At 71.6% G+C, this 20,992-nt stretch carries 18 protein-coding genes and 1 pseudogene; 10 read left to right on the forward strand and 9 right to left on the reverse strand.

Annotation, left to right across the window (positions count from 1 at the left end; all coding sequences use genetic code 11):
* Window positions 1-50: 50 nt before the first annotated feature.
* Together QFZ76_RS44555 and QFZ76_RS44560 are read left to right on the forward strand one after the other, a co-directional pair.
* Window positions 51-773 (forward strand): peptidoglycan-binding protein, encoded by a 723-nt coding sequence (locus QFZ76_RS44555; protein ID WP_307679037.1) that lies wholly within the window; start codon window positions 51-53, stop codon window positions 771-773.
* 64 nt (window positions 774-837) lie between these two features.
* Window positions 838-1,329, forward strand: a complete 492-nt coding sequence (locus QFZ76_RS44560) for a flavin reductase family protein (RefSeq protein WP_307679038.1) — start codon at window positions 838-840, stop codon at window positions 1,327-1,329.
* Between the two features lie 300 nt (window positions 1,330-1,629).
* Here QFZ76_RS44560 and QFZ76_RS44565 read toward each other — a convergent pair whose 3' ends face one another.
* From QFZ76_RS44565 to QFZ76_RS44580, 4 genes are all read right to left on the reverse strand, one after another.
* A complete protein-coding gene (locus QFZ76_RS44565) occupies window positions 1,630-3,993 on the reverse strand; it encodes a SpoIIE family protein phosphatase (RefSeq protein ID WP_307680311.1) in 2,364 nt (787 codons plus the stop codon).
* Between the two features lie 175 nt (window positions 3,994-4,168).
* A complete protein-coding gene (locus tag QFZ76_RS44570; RefSeq protein WP_307679039.1) occupies window positions 4,169-4,735 on the reverse strand; it encodes an antibiotic biosynthesis monooxygenase in 567 nt (188 codons plus the stop codon).
* Between the two features lie 47 nt (window positions 4,736-4,782).
* Window positions 4,783-5,175 carry a hypothetical protein gene (locus QFZ76_RS44575; protein ID WP_307679040.1) on the reverse strand — a complete coding sequence of 131 codons (393 nt, stop codon included), beginning with the start codon at window positions 5,173-5,175 and terminating at the stop codon, window positions 4,783-4,785.
* Between the two features lie 397 nt (window positions 5,176-5,572).
* The gene (locus QFZ76_RS44580) at window positions 5,573-6,496 is read right to left on the reverse strand and encodes a MurR/RpiR family transcriptional regulator (RefSeq protein WP_307679041.1); all 924 of its coding nucleotides are present in this window, start codon (window positions 6,494-6,496) and stop codon (window positions 5,573-5,575) included.
* Between the two features lie 237 nt (window positions 6,497-6,733).
* On the opposite strand from QFZ76_RS44580, the gene QFZ76_RS44585 reads away from it, so the two are divergent.
* Entirely contained in the window at window positions 6,734-7,135 is a 402-nt protein-coding gene (locus tag QFZ76_RS44585; RefSeq protein ID WP_266451324.1) for a DUF3662 domain-containing protein, read from the forward strand.
* 9 nt (window positions 7,136-7,144) lie between these two features.
* On the opposite strand, the gene QFZ76_RS44590 is transcribed toward QFZ76_RS44585, so the two are convergent.
* The 3 genes from QFZ76_RS44590 to QFZ76_RS44600 all read right to left on the reverse strand — a co-directional run bounded on the left by QFZ76_RS44590 (window position 7,145) and on the right by QFZ76_RS44600 (window position 11,934).
* Window positions 7,145-8,830, reverse strand: a complete 1,686-nt coding sequence (locus QFZ76_RS44590; RefSeq protein ID WP_307679042.1) for a phospholipid carrier-dependent glycosyltransferase — start codon at window positions 8,828-8,830, stop codon at window positions 7,145-7,147.
* Window positions 8,831-8,922: 92 nt separating this feature from the next.
* Entirely contained in the window at window positions 8,923-10,851 is a 1,929-nt protein-coding gene (locus QFZ76_RS44595) for a phosphatase PAP2 family protein (RefSeq protein WP_307679043.1), read from the reverse strand.
* 177 nt (window positions 10,852-11,028) lie between these two features.
* Window positions 11,029-11,934: an N-acetylglucosamine kinase gene (locus tag QFZ76_RS44600; protein ID WP_307679044.1), complete on the reverse strand. Its 906-nt coding sequence runs from the start codon at window positions 11,932-11,934 to the stop codon at window positions 11,029-11,031.
* A 327-nt stretch (window positions 11,935-12,261) separates the two neighbouring features.
* Between QFZ76_RS44600 and QFZ76_RS44605 the strand changes: the two genes are divergently transcribed.
* From QFZ76_RS44605 to QFZ76_RS44630, 6 genes and pseudogenes are all read left to right on the forward strand, one after another.
* Complete coding sequence (locus QFZ76_RS44605; protein ID WP_307679045.1) at window positions 12,262-13,395, forward strand: ROK family transcriptional regulator; 1,134 nt, start codon at window positions 12,262-12,264, stop codon at window positions 13,393-13,395.
* Between the two features lie 274 nt (window positions 13,396-13,669).
* The gene (locus QFZ76_RS44610) at window positions 13,670-14,995 is read left to right on the forward strand and encodes an extracellular solute-binding protein (RefSeq protein WP_307679046.1); all 1,326 of its coding nucleotides are present in this window, start codon (window positions 13,670-13,672) and stop codon (window positions 14,993-14,995) included.
* A 122-nt stretch (window positions 14,996-15,117) separates the two neighbouring features.
* Window positions 15,118-16,038, forward strand: coding sequence for a carbohydrate ABC transporter permease (locus tag QFZ76_RS44615; protein WP_307679047.1), 921 nt, complete (start codon window positions 15,118-15,120; stop codon window positions 16,036-16,038).
* On the forward strand, window positions 16,035-16,937 hold the full coding sequence (locus tag QFZ76_RS44620) for a carbohydrate ABC transporter permease (protein ID WP_307679048.1): 903 nt from the start codon (window positions 16,035-16,037) through the stop codon (window positions 16,935-16,937). Before QFZ76_RS44615 ends, QFZ76_RS44620 begins: the two co-directional genes overlap by 4 nt.
* A 2-nt stretch (window positions 16,938-16,939) precedes the next feature.
* Window positions 16,940-18,658, forward strand: coding sequence for a hypothetical protein (locus QFZ76_RS44625; RefSeq protein WP_307679049.1), 1,719 nt, complete (start codon window positions 16,940-16,942; stop codon window positions 18,656-18,658).
* 67 nt (window positions 18,659-18,725) lie between these two features.
* Window positions 18,726-19,076: pseudogene (locus QFZ76_RS44630) on the forward strand (hypothetical protein); the annotation flags it as partial.
* Window positions 19,077-19,208: 132 nt separating this feature from the next.
* Here the strand turns inward: QFZ76_RS44630 and QFZ76_RS44635 are convergent.
* Together QFZ76_RS44635 and QFZ76_RS44640 are read right to left on the reverse strand one after the other, a co-directional pair.
* Window positions 19,209-19,826 (reverse strand): hypothetical protein, encoded by a 618-nt coding sequence (locus tag QFZ76_RS44635; protein ID WP_307679050.1) that lies wholly within the window; start codon window positions 19,824-19,826, stop codon window positions 19,209-19,211.
* Complete coding sequence (locus QFZ76_RS44640; protein WP_307679051.1) at window positions 19,762-20,475, reverse strand: nucleoside/nucleotide kinase family protein; 714 nt, start codon at window positions 20,473-20,475, stop codon at window positions 19,762-19,764. Before QFZ76_RS44640 ends, QFZ76_RS44635 begins: the two co-directional genes overlap by 65 nt.
* A gap of 86 nt (window positions 20,476-20,561) precedes the next feature.
* On the opposite strand from QFZ76_RS44640, the gene QFZ76_RS44645 reads away from it, so the two are divergent.
* On the forward strand, window positions 20,562-20,957 hold the full coding sequence (locus QFZ76_RS44645) for an SgcJ/EcaC family oxidoreductase (protein ID WP_307679052.1): 396 nt from the start codon (window positions 20,562-20,564) through the stop codon (window positions 20,955-20,957).
* Window positions 20,958-20,992: the final 35 nt, after the last annotated feature.

The raw sequence follows: 20,992 nt of genomic DNA on the forward strand, positions 1-20,992 counted from the left end.
CCCCGGGGGATGCCGGAGGTCCCTGCGGAGGGGACGGGAGGAGACGCTGTATGCCGAAGCCGACCGATCGCGGGCAGCCGCCCGAGCGACCCGACGGCCCGCCCCTCGAACCGGTCCGGGTGCTGCGCCCGCGCAACACCGACGCCCTCGCGGAGCTGATCAGGGAGTTCCGGGAGCAGACCGGGGCGTATCAGGAACGCCGGGACCCTACCGGGGACTATGAAGTGGTGCCGCTGCCTCGTGTCGAGGCGGAGACGCAGGAACTGCCTCCTGTCGCGGACAACGGGAAGGTGACCTCCGTCGGCCACCCGACTGCGAGCGACCACCACCCCGCACGGGGCGCCGTTCCCGTCGGCCGTGTGCCCGGCCTGCGTCGCACCGCCGTCGTGGGCGCCGTCGCAGCGGCGGCCCTGTTCGGCTTTGGCTGCGCCTTCCTGCTGCCCGACCGCAGCGACGCCAGTGCGGCGGGCCAACCGGCCCTCCCGTCCGCGCCCACCTCCGCCACGCCCACGCCCACCTCCTCGGCCGCCACCGACCCCGACGGCCCGGGCACCCTCCGCGAAGGAGCCGCCGGCGCCGAGGTGACCGACCTCCAGCAACGCCTGCTGCGCATCCCGAACGTGTATGACCACGGCTCGACCAACGGCAGCTACGACGCCACCCTGACCGAGGCGGTGGCCCGCTTCCAGGTCTGGTACGGCATCCGCGGCGACGAGACCGGCGTCTACGGCGACGACACCCGGCTCGCACTGGAATCCCGTACGGGCGGCTGACGGGAGGCCGTCCGAAACCGGGGTACCCGTCGCGGGACATCCGGCGAACGGGAGCGAGGTGAGCATGGCGGGCGTCGACGCGTTCATCGACCGGTTGGACCCGGACATGTGCGTGGTCACCGCCACGGCGAACGGGGAGCGGGCGGGCTGTCTGGTCGGCTTCGCCTCGCAGTGCTCCATCCGGCCGGTGCGCTTCGTCGTATGGCTGTCCAAGGTGAACCACACCTACCGCGTCGCACAGGACGCTCCGTTTCTCGCCGTGCATCTGCTCACCCCCGGACAGCGGGAGCTGGCCGAGCTGTTCGGCGGGCGCACCGGCGACACGACGGACAAGTTCCAGCATGTCGGCGTGCGGGAGGAGCACGGCGGGGCGCTCGTACTGGAGGACGCGGCGGCCTGGTTCGTGGGCGCGGTCGTGCTGCGCGCCGACGGGGGCGACCACGTCGGCTTCGTCCTCGAACCGGTGGCCGGCGGCGAGCGTGAGCAGGCCGCCGACGGACCGCTGCTGCGGCTCGACGACGCCCGCACCATCGCACCAGGTCACCCGGTGGACTGAGGTTCCGCCCCGCTGCTCGAACACCCGGCAACGCATCGGGAAAGTGGCAGCGCCCATGGCCTGGCTGCCGTCAGCATGGGCAGCTCCCTGAGCGAGGGACCCCGCACTCCCCGAGCCGAAGGCCACGCCGATGAGCGCCTCCCGTATCCCGGGCCTGGTACTGCCCGCGGTGTTCCTGCTGGCCCTCGTCGTGGGCGCGTTCTGGTACTGGCGCCATCGCGGCGACGACTGAGGACCGGCACCGCGGCACGGCTGAAAGACGACGGGGCCGCTACCCCCTCCCCGCTCCCTCGCCGCGTGTCACTCCGGCTCGGTGGGCACCCGGACGTCGACCACGCAGACGTCGTCCCGCCGCTCGCCCTCCAGCAGCGCCGCGAGCAACGGGTTCAAAGAGCCGGGCTCGTCCGTGTGGTGGGCGACGACCGCCTCGGCGAGCCGCGCAAGACCCAGGTCGATGCCCTCGGTGGGCCGCTCGACCAGCCCGTCCGTGTACAGCATGAGCCGGTCTCCGGGCTCCAGGCGGCACTCCGCCTCCTGGTACACCGGCGAGGAGCTCGCCCCGAGCAGCATCCCGCCCGGGCGGCCCAGATAGCGCACCTCGCCGTCGCGCAGCAGCAACGGCGGCGGATGGCCCGCCTGCGCCCAGACCAGCCGGCGCGCGCCGGGGGTGTAGCGGGCCAGGACCATGGTCGCGGTGCCGTGGGAGTCGCGGGAGTGCAGCAGCAGCGCGTTGAGACGGGCGAGCGCACCGGTCAGTGACGAGCCGGTGATGACCATGCCCTTCGCGGTGAAGCGCAGCTGCGCCATCGTGGCGACGGCGTCGATGCCGTGCCCGGCGACGTCGCCGACCACGAACAGGGCGTCGCCGTCGGGGAGTTCGATGGCGCTGAACCAGTCGCCGCCGACATGGATCCCCGACTGGGCGGGCAGGTAGGCCACTTCGACGCGCAGGCCGGCCAGCCGCACCGGCCGGGTGGGCAGCGGCAGCAGCGCGTGCTGGAGCCGGGCGACGAGCGTCCGCTCGGCGCGCAGCACGACGTGCTGGGTCAGGATCTCCTGCTCGCTCTTGACGAGGGCGAGTTCCGCGCTGCGCTGTGCGGTGAGGTCCTGGACGAAGCCGTGCACCTCGACGGGCGTGCCGTCGGCGGCCGGCACCGCCTCGGCCACGGCCCGCAGATGCCGGACCCCGTCCGCCGTCCTGATCCGGAACGGGACGTCGAACGGACGCCCGTCGCGCACGAGTTCCGGGACGGCGCGGGCCAGCGCCGGCACGTCCTCGGGCAGCGCGAGACCCGGGAGGCCGGCGAGCTGGACCGGGCCGTGTGCGGGGTCCCGGTCCAGGATGTCGAAGACCTGGGACGACCAGTTGACCTCGTGGGTGACCAGGTTCCAGGTCGCCCAGCCCAGGTTGCCCAGCCGCTGCACGTCCGCCAGCCGCTGCTCCTGCCGGTCCGAGGAGTCCTGCCGGACCCAGGCGAGCACCAGCCCGCCTCCCAGCCGCGCCACCCGCACCGAGTACGTCGAGAGCTCCGCGGAACCGGCCACGACCTCCTGGTGGGCGAACGGCGGACCCTCGAACGGCTCCCCGGTCCGCAGCGTGCGCAGGCACCCGTGCCACAGCTCCTCGCCCGCCATGCCGGGGAAGCACTCCAGGATCCGGTGCCCGACCAGCTCGCGGCCGGTACGGCCGACGATGTCGACCGCGTCCGCCGTCGCCGCGTCGATGCGGTAGTCCTCGACCTGCCCCGAGGGCGCCGTCAGCGGGGAGAGCAGCATCGCCGCGCCCGGCAGCGCGTCGAACACCGCCTGGGCGGCACCGTCCGCGGCGTACTCCTGCCGGGCGCCGAACGCCCGGAGCCGGCCCGCGCACAGCCGGGCGACGGCGCACAGGAGCTGCCGGACCGGCGGGGTGAACGGCCCGCCGTGGCCGCGCAGGACGCCGATGGACCACTCGGCGGTGTCCCCGGCCGGCACCGGCAGCCAGGCGCGCGAGCGCCAGCGCCCGGGCGGGTCCCCGATGAGCAGGTACCGCTCCCGGTCCGAGTCGATGTCCTCCAGCCAGCGCGGTTCCCGCGCCAGCAGCGCTTCCAGGGCGGCGATCCCGGTCAGCGGCGGCACCTGACGCCACTGGGCGGCCAGGGTGTCCTCGATGCCGGCGTGCCCGACGAGTTCCAGCCCGCCTGCGCGCAGGCGCCGGAAGATCATGACCGCTTCGGCGCCCGCCTCGGGCGCCAGGTGGTCCAGCAGGCACCGGGCGAGGTCCTGCGGGGTGCCGACGCGGACCAGGGCCTCGCCGAGCCGGCCGAGTGCGGCGAAGGCGTCGCCCGGTCCGTCGGTGCCGTCCGCCTCGAGGGCGTCCCGGGTGGCGGGCACGCCGGGCCCGGGAACATCGCCGGACTCGGAGAGGGCGGGCTCGGGCCGTGGTGGGGACTGGTGCAGCGGGGGCACCAGACAGCCGAGGGTGATCCAGCACTCCTCCAGCAGCGTGCGGTTCCCGGCCTTGGCGCGCTGTCGCAGTTCCTCGCCCGCGGCGTCCGGCGTGCAGCCGGTCAACGCCATCAGGGCACCCTTGGCCCGCTCCAGGACGGCCGATGTCGCCGCCTGGTCACGCAGCCGGTCCATCTCGGCACGCTGCCGGGCGACGACCTTGGCCAGCGCTGCCATGTCGGGCGCGGCGCCGGACTCGGCGGGGCTGGCGGGCTCGCTCGTCACGCGTTGAGCATCGCACATCAGGCGTGCTTCGATCGTGGCCTTGTGGAGGGAGATCGCACGCACCGGTGAGGCCGGGCGTCGGCGGGCTCGTTGACCCCCGCTGCCGCACCGTCCTCCCGTGCACCCGTCAGTGGTCCGGCGGCGGGTACAGCCACAGCCGCAGCAGGCGGCTCAGCCGAGGCATGACGAGGTAGGTCAGGGTCGGCAGCAGCACGACCGGGAACACCGCGGCGCGCAGCGGCAGGGCCCAGGTCATCGTGTGGGGTGCCGCCAGCCACTGGATCAGGAACGTGAGCGGATAGGCGCCGAGGAAGGTGGTGAGCACCATCTTCCACCGGGGCGGGGCCTGCGCGGTGGTGCCGGGCAGGGCGAACCAGGTCTCCAGTCCCGTCGTCGACTGCCGTTCACTGCTGATCTCGGTCGCGATGCCCTCGATCCGTGCGTGCCACGTGGCCCGCTCCTCGGACTCCAGCCAGGCGGCCAGCCGGTGCGGATCGGACCAGCGCAGCACCGCGTGGAAGAGGTGACCGTCCTCCGGCCGCAGCCAGGAGACGCCCTCGTTGCCGGGGAAGGCTCTGGCGCAGCGGGTGATCCCGTGCGTCCAGTGCTCGAACTCGTGCTCGTGGCCGGGGCGCACCCGCCAGGTGAGGACCGTGGTGACCGGATCGCCATGCCGTACATCGGTGGTGCTCATGCTCACCACGTGTGCCACGGCGGACGCGCCTCATGCCCCTGGAGGGGTCAGCGTCCGTGCCCGTGCTCGATGAGGGCCTGAGTGACCGCCCGCACGCTGCGGGCGATGTGCTGCAGTTGCAGGACCTCCGCCGCGTACAGCTTGATCGTGTGTTCGATGACCGACTCGGGCATGCCGAGACCGGGTAGGTCGGCCCGGGCGGTCTGCAGGGCGGTGCGGGCGACCCGGACCTCCTGCTGGACCTGGATCTGCGCGTGCCGGGCGAGCAGCACGGGGTGGCGGATCAGGGCCGGGTAGCTGCCGTAGCGGGCCGGCACCAGCTCGCGCAGCCACTTGGCCGCCGAGCGCTCCCAGTCGTAGCTGCCGGGGTTCTTGACCTGGCACGGCCAGTCCGGGCTGATCCGCGTGGTGGTTCGCGTGGTCGTCAGGGGCATGGTCATCGCTCCCGGGTGTGCGGCGTCGTGGGGGGGGGGCCGACGGTTTGGTGCGGCCCCGGTCTAGGGGATGACCGGGGCCGCCACGGGCGCTCGCGCAGGCGATGCCCGACCGAACACCCTGGGCGCCGACGCGGGTAGGAGACGGCGGCTTCAGGTGTCCGTGCAGGAGCCCGTGGCGTCAGACGGTGCCCGCGCGAGGTGTGATGCAGCGTGCGCATGGGCGGACCGTCGTCTCTGTGCGGGCGGATGCGGGGTAGTGGAACGTGTGTCCCGGAATGGCCGGGGTGTGATCCCTGAGCAGTATTTATATATGCCGTCCGGTTTGCAAGACGCATGAAAACATTCATGCGGGATATGTGACGGATGACCCCCTTGTGCCCTCACGTGAGGGAAGTGGGTTTCAGTCCCGCAGGAAGAACTGGTGCTGGTCGGAGATGTGCTCGTAGTCCTCGAGCCGGGCCTGGGTGCGTTCCGGGTCGGCGTCGGTCATGGCCTGGAGCAGCGCGGCGGCCATCACGCCGGGCGCGGCGTAGGAGTCGAAGACCAGACGGGACCCGGTGCCGGTGGCGAAGACGACATCCGCCTCGTCGGCCACCGGCCCGAGTGCCAGGTCGGTGATCAGGGCGACCTGGAGTCCGGCGCTGCGCGCGACCCGTACGGCGGTCAGGGTCTCCTGGGCGTGCCGGGGCATCGAGAACGCCAGGACCCAGGTGCCGCCCGCCTCGCGGGACTGGAGCAGGGCGTCGTAGGCGACGCTGCCGCCCCGGGTCACCAGCCGCACGTCCGGGTGGACCCGGCGCGCGGCGTACGCGAAGTACTCGGCCAGGGACGCCGAGATGCGCAGGCCCAGGATGGTCAGCGGGGTCGACCGGGACAGCTTGTGGCCGATGTCGATCACCTGGTCGGGGTCGGCGAAGTCGCGTCGCAGGTTCTCCAGGTTGTCGATCTCGGCGTCGACCGCCGCCTGGAGTTCGTTGCTGCCGTTCTCCTCCGCCGCGGGGGGACCGCCCGCGAGGGTGCCGAGGGCGATCGTCTGGAGCTTCTCCCGTAGCGCGGGGTAACCGCTGAAGCCCACCGCCGCGGCGAAACGCGTCACCGACGGCTGGCTCACACCGACGCGTTCCGCGAGATCGGTGATCGAAAGGAAGGCCGCCTCGGTGATGTGCTCGATCAGGTACTGGGCGATGCGACGCTGCCCGGGGGACAGCCGTGGCCGGTCGAACAGGCCCCTGAGCTGGGAAGTCGGGGAGGCCTCCGCTTCCGGTGCGGTCTTCCCCGAGGTGATCGCGGACGCCTGGGCGCGTGCCTGCTGCGGCGATGGCACGTCTGCGCCTCCTTTGTCTCCCACAGTGCCTCAACATAGCTCACGCACCGTGGCGACCAGGGCTTGCGCGCAAGGGCCCGACGACCGGCCCGGGCGACGGACCGACCCGCCGAAAGGACGGATACGCGCGTTCCGTACGGGAACCCGCCCCCCGCGAAAGCCATTCGGTGACGACCGGCGACGAGCTTCGAAACCGGCGGCACCCCGCAACCAGACCCTTCGGCAGGTGAGAGGCGAATGAGTGCACTCAGCGCGGTGGAACAGGCCCTGGAGAACCGGTGGGAGGCGCTGTGGGCGCGGGTCTTCGACAAGGAACCCGTCGAACTCGTCGACGCGCTGCGACGCGAGTGCGACAGCAACGTGGTCGTGTGCAGCGAGAGCAGGGTCGTGGTCCCCAACGCCTACGACATCGAACTCGCCGACTCCGTCCACGACGAACTCACGCGCCGGGGCACCAACGTGGGCCAGGCGCTCACCGACAGCCTGATGCGGCACGCCGAACACAAGGGCTACGAGTGGGCGGGCCCGCTCGCCGTGCACATCACGAGGTCGGCGTACGTGCCCAACGGCCGTTACCGCGTGGCCAGCAGCGTGATGTCGCATGTCAGCGCCGACGGTTTCCAGTACGCGGCCCACTAGGAGCGCAGGTCAGCGGCGATAGATGGTGATCGAATGGCCGACCTGGTCGATCGGACGGCTGCTCTCGATCAACTCGGCCAGCCGGCCCTTCGCTTTGGCAACCGAGGAGTCCGACACGACCAGCAGTCCGCGCACCGCACCGCGGGGTACCGCAAGCGGATCGGACGCGTCGATACCGTAGTACGACGGCACCCCGCTGCCCTTGTACACCAGCCAGACCCGTTCGCCCCGGTACCGCTCGTGCAGCCGGTCGGCGAGCCGGCCGAGGTCCTGGCCCCAGTCGACGTTGGAGTCGTGCAGCCTGAGCCGGGTCTTCGACGGCCCGCCGAACGCCTCGTTGCAGTACGGCAGATAGGAGGGGAACGTCCGCACGGAGCTGACCGCGACGAACAGCACCAGCGCCGCCGTCAGCACCGGCGCCCACCGCCACCGCAGGACCAGGACACAGCCCGCCGCCACCGCCAGGAACATCGGCAGGAACAGGGCGTACCGGGTGCCGAAGTCCCGCGCCCCTTCCATGGAGGCCGCCAGCAGCACCGCGGACGGCAGCAGCAGGTACGGCGCCACGGGCCGCAGCCGCCGTACCGCCACCACCACGACGGCACCGGCCGCCCACAGCGCGAGCATCCCGAGCGGCGTCTTCACCAGCAACGCGACTGGCAGGTAGTACCAGAGGGACCCGGTGTACACCCGGCCGAACAGGAAGCCCTCCCACGGCCGGTTCTCCAGAGCGAACTGGATCCGCATCCCGTCCCGGAACGCCTCCGGGAACGGCAGCAGCTCCACCAGCAGCCCCCGCCGCCCGCGCACGACGGGCACATACTGCTGCGGCGACCAGCGCAGCAGCGGATCGACGGCCAGATACGACGCCCATACGACGGCCACGGCGACCAGCGCCACGACGGCGGCGCCCCCGGCCGCCCGCAGCAGCCGTATCCGCCGATCCGCCGAGCCCGAACCCGCACTCGCGCACCACATCGACACGGCGGCCAGCACCAGCAGCACCGGAAACGCCGCCAGCGCGCTCATCTTCGTGGCCAGAGCCGCCCCGAGCGCCACTGAGGCGAGCGGCAGATACAGCCGAGGCCGGCGGCGCGCACGCCACAGCAGCCACACCGACGTCAGCAGGAACCCGGCCATCGGCACGTCGAGCGTGGCCAGCGAGCCGTGGGCGATGACGTCGGGGGAGAAGGCGTACAGGGCGAGCGCCGCCAACGCGCCCACCGGACCGGCGAGTTCACGAGCGAAGGCGAAGACGACCAGACCGAACAGCAACGTCAGCGCGATCACCGGAAGGCGGGCCCAGAGCATCAGCTGCCAGGGGTCGTTGCCGGACTCGTACAGGAGGTGCTGCCCGAAGCGGCCCTGGCCGCCGGTGAAGGACGGATCGACGTGCGGGTCGGCCAGTGCCACGCCGACGGCGATGACCAGTTTGCCCAGCGGCGGGTGCTCGGGGTTCAAGCGCAGGCGGTGCTCGTGCAGATAGTCGGCGGCCGTCCCCACGTACACCGGCTCGTCGATGGTCGGGGTCTGCTGGACGGCGGTGGTCACCATCGCGGCGGCCATCTGGGCGAGCAGCACGACCACGAGGAGCGGCACCAGCCACCGGGTGCGGGACCGTGAACGCCACGCCGGCCGGACGTCGGGCGCCCCAGGGGCCGGCGTCAGGACCGGGTGCCGTTCGCGCGTCATCATCCGCCCCGCGGTGACACCGGGCGGGCGATGGCGGGAGCGAAACAGGGGCGTCTCATGCGCCTACTCTGCATCAGCTCCCGCCACCGGGGGCGTTACCGCTTCAGGAGTCGTACCGACAGACCTTCCGCCGTGTGGACGGGTACGGCCCGCAGCGTGTCGGAGTTCAGCTCGACGCGGTCGAACTGGCCGCGCAGCACCGGGGCGCCGAGCACCCGGACCGTGCTGCCCGCGACCGGCGGACGCTTCGCGTCGAGGCTCAGCGACAGCGTGCTGCCCCGGCCGAGCACCGCCCGGCGCGTCACCTCCAGGACCGGCTCCTGACCCGAACGCAGCGTCACCTCCAGCGTGCCGGACTCCTGCGCGTACGTGCCGTGCACCTGCAGCGACTTGCCCAGCCTCAGCGTCCCGCCGGTCACCCGCACATCACCGTGACCCAGCGCGTGCGCCGAACCGGCGACCAGCACGCCGTCCTCGAGCACGGTGCCGCCCGTGTACCGGTTGTGGCCCGTCAGGGTCAGCGTGCCGGTGCCGTCCTTGGTCAGACCGCCGTCGCCGTCGATGTCGTTGCGCCAGCTGTCGGCCGCCCGGAAACCGCCGGCCGCCGCGTCGAGCGTGACACTCACGTCGGCGTCGAAGGAGCCGTAACCGTCGGCCGCGGCGAACAGGTTCAGGCGCCCCCACTGCTCGAAGCCGTCCAGCAGGACGTACCCGGAGGGCAGCGCGGTGGTCCGCAGCACCTCGCGGCGCTGGGCCACGTCCAGGTACGGCAGCCGCGTCTCCAGCAGCACCTCGGCGCCCTTCGGCACGGTCAGCGGTTCGTTGCGGCCGCGCCGGGTGAGCACGTAGGTCAACCGGGGCCCCACGGCACGCTCGTTGTCGTCCCGGTCGGCGTACGGGTCGGAGCCGTCCGAGTGGGCGTACGCGTACAGCGTGGCCGGCGTCGTACCGGTCTTCTCCTGGAAGTACGCCAGGGCCTGGGCGCGGGCCGCGGCCTTCAGGCCGGCGTTCGCCGGGTCGGCCAGCGCCGCGGCGGCCAGGGCGGTGGCCATGATCCGGCCGCCGAGGACGTCGACGGTGGAGTGCATGCCCGACATGATCCGGGTGTGGCTCAGCTCGAAGGCGCGGGTCACCAGCTCCTGGAACCGCTCGGGCACCGCGTACGCGAAGGCCAGGGCCGCCAGGTGGAAGGCGTTGGTGTGACCGCTGGGGAAACCGCCGTCATCCGCCGCGTTGGTGCTGCGCTGCCGCAGCAGCTGCGTGACGACGACGACCTCGGAGTCGTACACCGGGTAGCCGAGTGCGTCCTTCGCGCCGGTGTCGACGACCTCGCTGTCCTCGTTCATGCGCCACGGGCGCGGGTACTGGAACGTGAACTTGGCGGGGTTGCCCGAGGCGAACGGTCCGCGCACGGTGTCGACCAGCTTGGCGACCTGGCCGAGCGCCGAGTCGTAGGAGCCCGCGCCGACCGCGGAGCCCGCGGGGGCGCCGGCCGGGACGGCGTCGCTGATCGTGGTGGCCGGCGTGCCCTCGGGGGCGCTGGTGATCGAGGTGACCGCCTTGGCGCCCGCCCGGTACAGGTCGGCCAGCGGGCCGAGGGCCCCGATCATCGCGTAGCTCTGGTGCTGGCGGTCGTAGACGAACGCCTCCTTCGCCTGCTCCTCCGTGCGCGCGGCCGTGACGCGGGCGCAGTAGCGCATGTTGGCGCGCAGCACCTCGGGCATCAGCGGCGTGCCGGTGTTCCAGGCGTCGCCCGTCTTCCACACCTTGGCGAAGCCGCCGAGGGCGCGGACCACGGCGTTGGTCTCGGGCGTCGTGTTCGCGACGATGTTGGTCTTGTAGTCGTCGACGAACGCGGCGAAGGCGGTGGCCGCTTTCGCGTCCGTGGCGGCCAGCCAGGTGGCGAGCGTGGGCGCGGCCAGCACACCGGCCGAGGCACCGAGGGACGTCTTGAGGAACCCCCTTCGGTTCACGGCGCGGTCACGGACCGACGAGGGGGAGGGGTGCCCGGCTGGTGACGGCATGCGTCTGCCTCTCTTGAGTTCATCGGCCCTGCGGCCGCGGGAAGAAGGTGGTGCGATCGACGGCGGCTCGCGGTGCGACGCGTGACATGAGGGCCGAATGCGCTTTCCCGAGCCGTACGAGCGAAGATCTACGGGCGAGTTGTGTCGGATCGGGGATGATCCGGCGTCCGTCACCTGTCATACGAGTGAACGGGCCATCGCCACCGCCCCCTCGACCGGCGCCACCGTCAGCGGCCTCGGCCGGGCCCCCGGCACCCCCGCGGCCAGGGACGACACGAAGGCGTCGTACAGGGCGGGTTGGGCCAGGACGGTACTGCCCGCGACCACCACGTCGTCGACGGCGACCCCGCGTGCCGCGAGTCGTCCGACGAGCGAGGCCAGCGCGCGGCCGCCCTCGGCGATGACCCTACGGGCGAGCGATGAGCCCGCCTCGGCGGCGGCGAACAGCACGGGTGCGTGGCGGCCCCACTCGGCGGAGACGTCCGTGGCGCTCTCCAGCGCCGCCCCGAGCGCCGGTACCTCGGCGACGCCGAACGCGGCGATGAGGCCCTTGGCCAGTGCATCGGGATCCTCGCCGCGGTCGTGCGCCGCCCACACGGCCCGCGCGGCCTCACGGACCAGACCGGCCGAGCCGCCCTCGTCGCCGAGCAACGCACCCCAGCCGCCGACCTGGACGGGGCTGCCGTCGTCGAGCCGGCCGACCGCGACCGAACCGGTGCCGGCGACCAGGCCGACACCACGGTCCAGCCCGGCGGCGGGTACGAGGAGTTCGGCGTCGCCCAGAACCTTCGCGGGCGCGTCGAAGTGGAGTTGCAGCGCGGTGCGGATCTGAGCGCACTGCCGGGGCGTCTCGCAGGCGTGCCCGCCCACGGCGACGGCCGACGGGCGTGCGCCCGCCGGCAGCGCCTCGGCGACCAGCGCGGCCAGCCAGCCGGCCGCGGCCACGGGGTCGTGCGGCCGCCAGCCGCTGCTCGGCCGGACGTGATCGGCGACGGCCCGCTCGCCCGCGAAGGCGCGCAGGTGCGTCTTGGTGCCGCCCACGTCGATGCCGACCACGAGAGGGCACGAGGGGGAGTCCTGCACGGATCCTCTTTCGTCGTTGCGCTTGGCTGCGACGGTGGGCGAACCGTGCCTGGGGCAGGGGGAGTTGGGGAAATCGAAAAGCTAGGGAAGCCCCGGGACGGGCCTCTGACGGACCACGGCAGGCGAGTACCGTGACATTCGTTAGGAAGTTAACTAACGAAGTACAGTGCGTGTCAATAGGCATCGCACACTCGACCACCCAAGGGCCCGCCCGGCCGGCGCGGTGGGGAAATCCGCGACGCCAGGGCGTCCCATCGCCGCTTCCCGCGAAGACGATCGACCCGGGAGCGCGGCCTTGACCTGTGTGGGAGAACTGTGGAACACGACGTGGCGAAAGCGCCCCGCCTGACCGAGAGCGCGAGCGCGGTGTTCGCCGTGCTCGCCGGGGCGGGCAGCGCGACCCGGCCGCAGCTCGCGAGCCTGGCGGGACTGTCCAAGCCGACGGTGTCCTCCGCCGTGGCGGAACTGGAGGGCGCCCGGCTCGCGGCCTGCTCGGGCACCTCCTCCAGCGGCGCGGGCCGCTCCGCCGCCGTATACGGTCTCGGCCCGGCGGCCGGCGCCGTGCTCGCCGTCGACCTCGGACCCGCCCTCACCCGGGTGCGCGGCTGTGCCCTGGACGGCAGCCTGCTCACCCAGGCCACCGGCTCCCGCGCGGAGGCCGCCGACGTCGTGCGTGAGGCCCTCTTCGCGCTGCCCGCCGACGCCCCGCTGCGCACGGTCGTCGTCGCCGTCGGCGATGTCACCGCGCGGGAGAAGGAAGGCGCCGGTATGCGCCCGGCGACCGCCAAGGCCGGCCCCGTCTTCGACGCCATGGCCGTCGCACTGCCGTCCGGTGTTCCCCTCCACCTCGAGAACAACGTCAACTGCGCCGCCCTCGCCGAGCTGCACGAAGGCGCCGCGCGCGGTCACCACACCTTCGGCTACCTGCGCATCGGCGTGGGCATCGGCCTCGGCATCGTGATCGGCGGCCAGGTGCTGCGGGGAGCCAACGGCGCCGCCGGAGAGCTGGCCCGGCTGCCCTACCCCTGGGACGACGGCAGCGAGCCGCGCCAGGAGGCCCTGGAGGAGTACATCGGCGCCCGCTCGCTGCTGCGCCGGGCCGCGGAAGCCTGGCAGGGCACCGACGGACCGTGCCCCCGCACCGCCGAGCAGCTTTTCGCCCTCGCCGCCGAGGGCCGGGCCCCGGCCCGCGCCGTCGTCGGCCGGCACGCCACGGACGTGGGCCGCCTCACCGCCGCGGTGACCGCCGTGCTGGACCCGGGACTGATCGTGCTGGGCGGCAGCACCGGCGCGTACCCGCAGCTCCTGCCCGGTGTACGGGCCGAACTGGACCGGCTGAGCTGGCCCACCGAAGTGGTCAGCAGCACGGTCGGGGAACTCGGCACGGTCGTCGGCGCCTCCAGGCTCGCCGTCGCCCGGGGAGTCCAAACCGTGACCGAGCCCGCGCGGGCGAAGGATTGACGGCTTCCGACTCGGTCTGCCAATGTCCGGACAAGCGCTTTCTAAGTCGGCCGGGACGCCGACTCGGGGTGAGCCTCCCGCCCGTACGCGAAGTACGGCAGCCGCACGAGGGCGTGCTTGTGCGACGTCGGCCGTCATGGCCGGGGACCCCACCCGTCAAGGCGACGCGGCCGGGCGAGGCCGTGCCCCCGGGAAGCGAAATCCCCTGCACAATGCACCCGTGCCGCCTCGGCTGGCGCCGTGCTTCTTCTGCTACGACGAAAAGGGATCGAACATGACCAGTGTGGGTGTGCGGCGCTCCCGCCGACTCGGCCGCGGCGGTATACGCCGCCTGGTTCCCCTCGCTGCCGTGGCCACGGCAGGTGCCCTTCTGCTCTCCGCCTGCGGTGGGTCGGGATCCGACTCGGGCGGGAACTCCAAGTCGCTGACGTTCTGGATCTCCACGGTTCCGGGACAGGACGCGGGCTGGAAGAAGATGGTGGCGCAGTACAAGAAGGAAACCGGCGTCGACGTCAAGCTGGTCAACATCCCCTACGACGGCTACGACGCGAAACTGCGCAACGCCGCGCAGGCGAACTCCCTGCCCGACGTGGCGGCCGTGCCGAAGCTGGACCCGATCTGGTCGAACAAGCTGCTCGACCTCAGCTCCATCGCCAACAACAAGACCAACAAGATCAACGCCAACTTCCTCGCCAAGGACTCGTCCGGGAAGGTGCTGTCCATCCCCTCGGACGTCACCGCGTCCGGCATGTTCATCAACAAGTCACTCTTCGAGAAGGCCGGCGTCTCCTTCCCGACCTCGCCCCAGACGACCTGGACCTGGACCGACTTCATCAAGGCGGCGAACGAGGTCCGGGAGAAGACCAAGGCCAAGTACTCCCTGACGTTCGACCAGTCGCCGTCCCGGCTCCGCGCCATGGTGTACGAGATGGGCGGGAAGTACGTCCACGCGGACTCCTCCGGCAAGTTCTCGGTGGACGCGGCGACCAAGAAGGCCGTGGACTACTTCGTCGGACTGAACGACGACAAGACCATGCCGAAGTCGGTGTGGACCAGCGGCGCCGACCCGTCGGCCATGTTCCAGAGCGGTGACGTCGTCGCCTACTGGTCCGGCGTGTGGCAGGTGCCTGCCTTCGCGGAGAGCATCAAGAAGTTCGAGTGGGCGAGCGTCCCGACTCCCGCCCAGCCGGTGCAGGCCAGCGACGTCAACAGCGGCGGCATGACGGTGGGCTTCAACAACAACGCCGACGCGGCCACCGCCGCGACGAAGTTCCTGACCTGGCTGTACGAGCCGGCCCACTACCAGGCGCTGTGTGAGGCGTCCGGGTTCCTGCCGGTCGAGAGCGGTCTGAACCCGCAGTACCCCTTCAAGTCCGAGGCGGCGCAGGCGGCGTTCAAGCTGTACAACGAGTCGATCCCGCTCTACGCCCCGATCTCCGGCTACTTCAACAGCGCGCAGACGAACTGGGTGCTGAAGGGCAAGAGCCTCACCGAGGACCCGACCAAGACGGAGCTCGGCAAGGCGATCAACGGCCAGCAGTCGGCCGACAAGGCCCTGCAGAACATCGTGGACGGCTACAACCAGCAGGTCGGCGGCTGAGCGCAGGCCGGCGGGCCGGGCGGCGGGTCGAGACTCCGCCGCCCGGACCTGGGAGCCCACGTCATGCCGGGCTCATGGCGTGAGCCCACCGCAATCCATCCCCCCAGCACGGAGTCAGGAAGATGACAAAACGCGCCTCGGACGTGTCCGCCGTGTCCGTGAGCCCGCCCAGGAGACGCAGTAAGTACACCCTTGCGCCGCTCGTTCTCATCGCGGCCAATGTTGTGCTCTTCGCACTGTTCTTCGTCTGGCCGGCGGTGATCGGGCTCGTCTACTCGTTCACGAACTACACGGGCGTGGGGGCGTTCCAGTACATCGGACTGGACAACTACAGCAAGCTGCTCGGGGACTCCACGTTCTACGACGCGGGGACCCGGACGCTGCTGTACACCGTGCTCTTCGTTCCGCTGAACTTCGTGTTCTCGCTGCTCATCGCCAACGTGCTGGTGAGCAAGCACGCCAAGGGCGTGTCGGTCGCCCGCGTCTTCTTCTTCATCCCGTGGCTTCTGTCGCCCATCGTCGTGGGTGTCCTGTGGCGGTGGCTGTTCGGCGAGAACTTCGGACTGGTCAACTACCTCATCGAGAAGCTCGGCGGAAGCGCCGTGCCGTGGCAGTCGAACGCGGACCTGTCGCTGATGGTGGTCGTGGTGGCGGCATCCTGGGCCTGGACGGGCTTCTCCATGCTGCTGTTCATCGCGGCGATCAAGAACGTACCGACGTCGTACTACGAGGCGGCCGCGCTCGACGGCGCCGGTCCGTGGCGCCAGTTCATCAGCATCACACTGCCGAGCATCGCGCCCACTTCCTTCATCGTCATCCTGCTCAACACGATCCACGGGATGAAGGAATACCCGCTGTTCGCCTCCCTCAACAACGGCGGACCCGGAACATCGAACAACCTGCTCGTCCAGTACATCTACCAAACCGGCTTCAAATCAGGCCAGATCGGCTACGCGAGCGCCGCGTCGTTCGTGCTCATGCTCTTCCTGATGGGCGTCGCGCTCATCCAGCTGATGGTCAACCGGCGGGTGGAGAACCGATGACAACCACAGACATGCCACGCCCGGTCGACGCCGAGCCCGGACGGGCTGTTCCCAAGAAGCGGCCCCGCAGCGCGGTCGGCGGTGGGTTTCGGCGCGCGGTGCCCGCGACGACTCTGCTGTGGGTCCTGGCGGCCCTCTACGCGGTGCCGGTGCTGTGGTTCGTCCTCAGCTCCTTCAAACCGGCGGGAGACCTGTTCTCCCTTCCGCTGACGCTGTTTCCGCAGAACCCCACGCTGTCGGGTTATACGGAAGCGTGGCGCAGCGCCAACTTCGCCCAGTACTTCATCAACACCACCATCGTGTGTGTGATCGCGACGATCCTCACGGTGGGAGTCAGCTGCTGCACGGGGTACGCGCTGGCCAAGTACGACAACAAGTGGCTCAAGGTCTTCTTCGTCGGCATCCTGGCCACCACGATGCTGCCGTCCGAGGTCATGCTCGCCCCGCAGTTCCTGGTGGTCCGCGACCTCGGCCTCTACAACTCGCTCGCCGGCATCATCCTCCCGGCCGTGCTCACCGCGACCGGCTGCTTCATGTTCCGCCAGTTCTTCCTGACGGTCCCCGACGAGCTCATCGAGGCCGCCCGGATCGACGGAGCGCCCGAGCTGTCGATCTTCCTGAGGATCATGGTGCCGATCTCCCGGCCCATCATGCTGACGCTCGCCATCCTGTCGTTCCAGTGGCGGTGGAACGACTACATCTGGCCGCTGCTGATGCTCAACGACCCCGAGAAGTTCACCGTGCAGATCGGCATCCAGAGCCTCGTCGGGGCGCAGAACATCAACTGGTCGGTGCTGCTCGGAGGATCGGTCATCTCCATGGTTCCGCTGATCGTCGTCTTCCTGGTGTTCCAGCGTTACGTCATGAACGCCGACATCAATGCCGGACTGAAGGACTGACCTTGCCCATCCCGCTCGACCACGAGTTCGTCCGCGCGGCGGCCCGCGCCGCCGACCGGCTGGCCGCCCCGCTTGCGGCCCGCCCCGACGAGGAACCCACCGGAGTGCCGCACCGCGGTCTGGCCCGCCGGGTGAAGACCCTGGTCGCGGCATACCGTTCCCCGGACTCGGCACTGCACGGCAGCGGGCAGGCCGTCGCCGCCGCGATGACCCACCTCCGTGCCCTGCGGGCAGTACAGACACCCACCGGCCTCTTCGCCGGCGGCGACAACGTGCAGTCACCGCCGGACTCCGCGTTCACCGTCAACGACGTGTGCGACGCGCACGTCCTCGCCGCCGGCGCGGGGCCGGAACTGGGGGACGTCACGGCCGCGCTCGCCGAGATCGCCGGCGCCGTCTGTGGCAGTCTCCTGACCGGTGGGGTGCACACCCCGAACCACCGCTGGGAGCTGTGCGCGGCGCTGGCCCGGCTGCACCGGTCGTTCCCGGACGACCGGCTGCGCGACCGCGTCGAGGAGTGGCTCGCCGAGGGCGTCGACATCGACGCGGAGGGCCAGTACTCGGAACGGAGCGCCAACTACGCGGCCCACGTGTCCAACCCGTCTCTGCTGCTGCTGGCCGAAGTGCTCGGCCGCGCCGACCTGCTGTACGCCGTCGAACGCAATCTCGCCACGACCCTGGACCTGATCAGGCCGGACGGCACGGTGGAGACCGTCCACTCGCGACGGCAGGACCAGAACCACCCGTTCCCGCTGGCGCCCTACCTGCCGCACTACCGGCTGCTCGCGATCCGCACCGGCCGGGGCGACTTCGCCCGGGTGGCGCGGCTGGCGGCCGCCGGCGGTATCGACGACCCCGACCTGCTCGCCGAGACCCTCCTCACCCCGGACCTGTGCCGCGCCCTGCCGGCCCCGACTGCTCAGACCCTTCGACGCGACCGGTACCTCACCACCGCACGCCTCGCCGTACGCGCCTCGGCCACCGCGCACACGGTGGTGTACGGCGGTTCCGACGTGCCCGGGCACCGGCGCATCCGCTCGGGCCTCGCCTGCAACCCCACCTTCCTGCGCCTGTTCGCCGGCGACGCCGTCCTCGACGCGGTCCGCCTCTCCCGGGGGTTCTTCGACCTGGGCCCGTTCCGCGCCGCCGGCATGCAACAGCTCGCCGACAACCGGTACCGGCTCACCGAAACCCTCACGGCCGCGTACTACCAGCCGCTCCCGCCGGACCGGCGACGGGACGACGGCGCCTACCGGATGGCGGACGAGGGACGCTTCTCGGCCGCGATGGCCTTCCCGGACCGGCCTCGGGACGAGGTCTCCCAGACGACCCGCGTCGAAGTGGACCTGCGGGAAGACGGTGCCGACCTGCGGATCGACATCAGCGGACCACCGGTCCCCTGGGCCCTCGAACTGACCTTCCGGCCGGGCGGCGTGACAGAGGGCGCCGTACCGATCGGCGACGGACGCTGGTGCCTGACGAACGGGCCGATGACCTACCGGGTCGGTGACGACGAGATCCGGGTCGAGGCCGACGTCGAGGCAGGCGAACCGCTCGCCGGGCCGGACCGGAGCGACGTACTGCGCTACGACCCGGGTCAGGACTACACCGTGGTGGGCGGCACCGACGCGACGACCGGGAACCGCGTCTACATCGGTGGACACGGCCCGCACACACTGACCGTCGCACTGCACGCCCGCCGGACCGTACCTGTCGGGTGACCCTGACGACCCACACCATGGCCACCTCCGGCATGAAGGGCTGATCCCCGTGCACACGCCCCCTCCCGTGCACCTTGCGCACCAGCGCGGCCCGCTGCACGACCTGCCGGACACTCCGGAGGCGTACGACGCCGTCCTCGCGGACGTCGTGGACCAGGCCCTGCGGCGGATCACTCCGGAGGGCAACCTCGAACACCCCGACTGCGTCGACGACATCGGCGACACCTCACTCGGCATCACCTCCCTGCTGGCCCTCGCCTGGCAGCGCACCAAGGACCCGCGGCTGCCGGAGGCGGTACGCCGCAGCCTCGCCGCGGTCAACGTGCTGGACGCGGCGGACGGCCTGGTCGACGATGAACAGCGCACCCAGCTCCTGGAGTTGGCGCACGGCTACTGGCGCCGGCTGACCGAGGCGACGGTGTCGGTCGAGCGCGGCGGGGAAGGGCTGACCGTGCGGACGGACGCCTTCACCGCCGTTATCGGGGACCTGGCCGGGGACGCCCACGCGGAGCCGGAACTGACGCTGCGGCGCTGACCACGGGGTTGGACGTCAGGCGGTCAGACCGAGCAGGCCCCATTCGCGCCGGGCGGTCTCGGCGACCACCTCGGCCCACTGGCGCACCAGGGCGTCGAACGCGTCGAAGTCCGGGATCCACCCCGCTGGGTGCGAGGCGTGGGCGTCGTAGGTCTCGCGGAGCGCGGCCACCAGCGGTTCGGCCCGGGTCCAGTGGGCGGCGAGCGCCCGTACCGAGGCCGGCGGGCGGACGAGCAGTCGGCGTGGCCCAGAGGGCTCGGGATCCGAGGGGAAGAGGCGGCCGTCGTCCTCGTCGTCCTCGTCGTCCGGGTCCGGTCCCCACCAGATCAGGCCGCGGAGGAAGCCGTCCAGGGGCTCGCGCAGGGCGGGGTCCGCGAACTCCCGGGCTTTGTCCCAGCCGTCCGCCGCCCAGAAATGCGGCTTGTACGAGCCAAGAGTGAGGCGGAACTCGTACCGTCCGCTCCACGGCACCTTCGGCGAGGCGGGAAACACCCAGCCCGCCTCGGGCTCGGGCCGCGGGCCGGGCTCGTCGTCGGGGTCCATGGCCTCGTACAACAGGCCCTCCCGCTCACCCGCCGGCGTCCGCTCCAACAGCCCCCAGTCCACCGCCAGCACGGTGATGTCCAGCCCCATCCGGCCACCCTACGACGCCCCGCACCACCAGATCCGCCCGCTCCCGTGTCGCGGCGACCAGCTCGGCGTTGCGCTGATCGCTGCCGAGCACCCACGCCACCGCCTCGTCGTGCCCCTTGCCGAACTCCTCGTGCCGGGCGACCAGTCGGCGCACGCGCTCGTCCTCGTCGAGGTCGCAGAACCACACCTCGTCCAGCTCGGCCCGGACGCGCGCCCACACGCCCGTGTCCAGGAGCAGATAGTTCCCCTCCGTCACGACCAGCCGGGCGGCCGGCGGCACCGGGATCGCCCCCGCGATCGGCTGCTCCAGCACCCGTTCGAAGCCGGGCGCGTACACGACCTCGCCGTCCGACTCCGGCGAGCGCAGCCGCCGCAGCAGCGCCGCGTACCCCGCCGCGTCGAAGGTGTCGGGGGCACCCTTGCGGTCACGTCGACCGAGCCGGTCGAGTTCGGCGTCGGCGAGGTGGAAGCCGTCCATCGGAACGTGCGCCACCCAGGGGTCACCGTCCGCGTTGAGCGCCCGTACGAGGCGCTCGGCGAGCGTGGTCTTGCCCGCGCCCGGACTGCCCGCGATGCCGAGGAGCGCACGGCGGCCGCGGCGGGTGAGGGCCCGGGCACGGATGAGGAGGTCGTCGAAGGGCAGCGGCACGTGTCCGAGTGTGTCACCCGGCGTCGAGTCGATGACTCCGGAGGTGCGGGGCAGTCTGGACCCAGGGGGAGTAAGGAGCCGACTCCATGTCCGACGACCAGGCGCAGATCCGCACGCTGATCACCAAGTGGGCCGAAGCCGTCCACCGGGGCGACCTCGAGGGCGTCCTCGCGGACCATGCCGAGGACCTCGTGATGTTCGACGTACCGCCGCCCCACGAGGGCATCCATGGTCTGGCCGCCTACCGTGCGACCTGGCCGCCGTTCTTCGCGTGGCAGGCCCAGGGAGCCTGCTTCGACATCGAGACCCTCGACATCACGGCCGGCACCGACGTCGCCTACGCCCACGCGCTGCTGCGCTGCGCCTCACCGGAGGAACTCGCGGCACAGCCCACCCTGCGCCTGAGACTGACCTTCGGCCTGCGCAAGGAGCGGGGCCGCTGGCTGGTCGCCCACGAGCACCACTCGTTCCCGCACGACTGACCGCCCGCGTGCAGCCCCGCGGCGGGGACAGCACG

It is taken from the genome of Streptomyces sp. V4I2 (genome assembly GCF_030817655.1).
GTDB classification, from domain to species: domain Bacteria; phylum Actinomycetota; class Actinomycetes; order Streptomycetales; family Streptomycetaceae; genus Streptomyces; species Streptomyces plumbiresistens.

Coding starts and splice junctions, on each gene's coding strand:
- QFZ76_RS44620 (WP_307679048.1), top strand. CDS start 16,035: ATGACAACCACAGACATGCCACGCCCGGTCGACGCCGAGCCCGGACGG.
- QFZ76_RS44560 (WP_307679038.1), top strand. CDS start 838: ATGGCGGGCGTCGACGCGTTCATCGACCGGTTGGACCCGGACATGTGC.
- QFZ76_RS44615 (WP_307679047.1), top strand. CDS start 15,118: ATGACAAAACGCGCCTCGGACGTGTCCGCCGTGTCCGTGAGCCCGCCC.
- QFZ76_RS44575 (WP_307679040.1), bottom strand. CDS start 5,175: ATGACCATGCCCCTGACGACCACGCGAACCACCACGCGGATCAGCCCG.
- QFZ76_RS44635 (WP_307679050.1), bottom strand. CDS start 19,826: ATGGGGCTGGACATCACCGTGCTGGCGGTGGACTGGGGGCTGTTGGAG.
- QFZ76_RS44645 (WP_307679052.1), top strand. CDS start 20,562: ATGTCCGACGACCAGGCGCAGATCCGCACGCTGATCACCAAGTGGGCC.
- QFZ76_RS44585 (WP_266451324.1), top strand. CDS start 6,734: ATGAGTGCACTCAGCGCGGTGGAACAGGCCCTGGAGAACCGGTGGGAG.
- QFZ76_RS44590 (WP_307679042.1), bottom strand. CDS start 8,830: ATGATGACGCGCGAACGGCACCCGGTCCTGACGCCGGCCCCTGGGGCG.
- QFZ76_RS44610 (WP_307679046.1), top strand. CDS start 13,670: ATGACCAGTGTGGGTGTGCGGCGCTCCCGCCGACTCGGCCGCGGCGGT.
- QFZ76_RS44570 (WP_307679039.1), bottom strand. CDS start 4,735: ATGAGCACCACCGATGTACGGCATGGCGATCCGGTCACCACGGTCCTC.
- QFZ76_RS44595 (WP_307679043.1), bottom strand. CDS start 10,851: ATGCCGTCACCAGCCGGGCACCCCTCCCCCTCGTCGGTCCGTGACCGC.
- QFZ76_RS44565 (WP_307680311.1), bottom strand. CDS start 3,993: ATGGCAGCGCTGGCCAAGGTCGTCGCCCGGCAGCGTGCCGAGATGGAC.
- QFZ76_RS44555 (WP_307679037.1), top strand. CDS start 51: ATGCCGAAGCCGACCGATCGCGGGCAGCCGCCCGAGCGACCCGACGGC.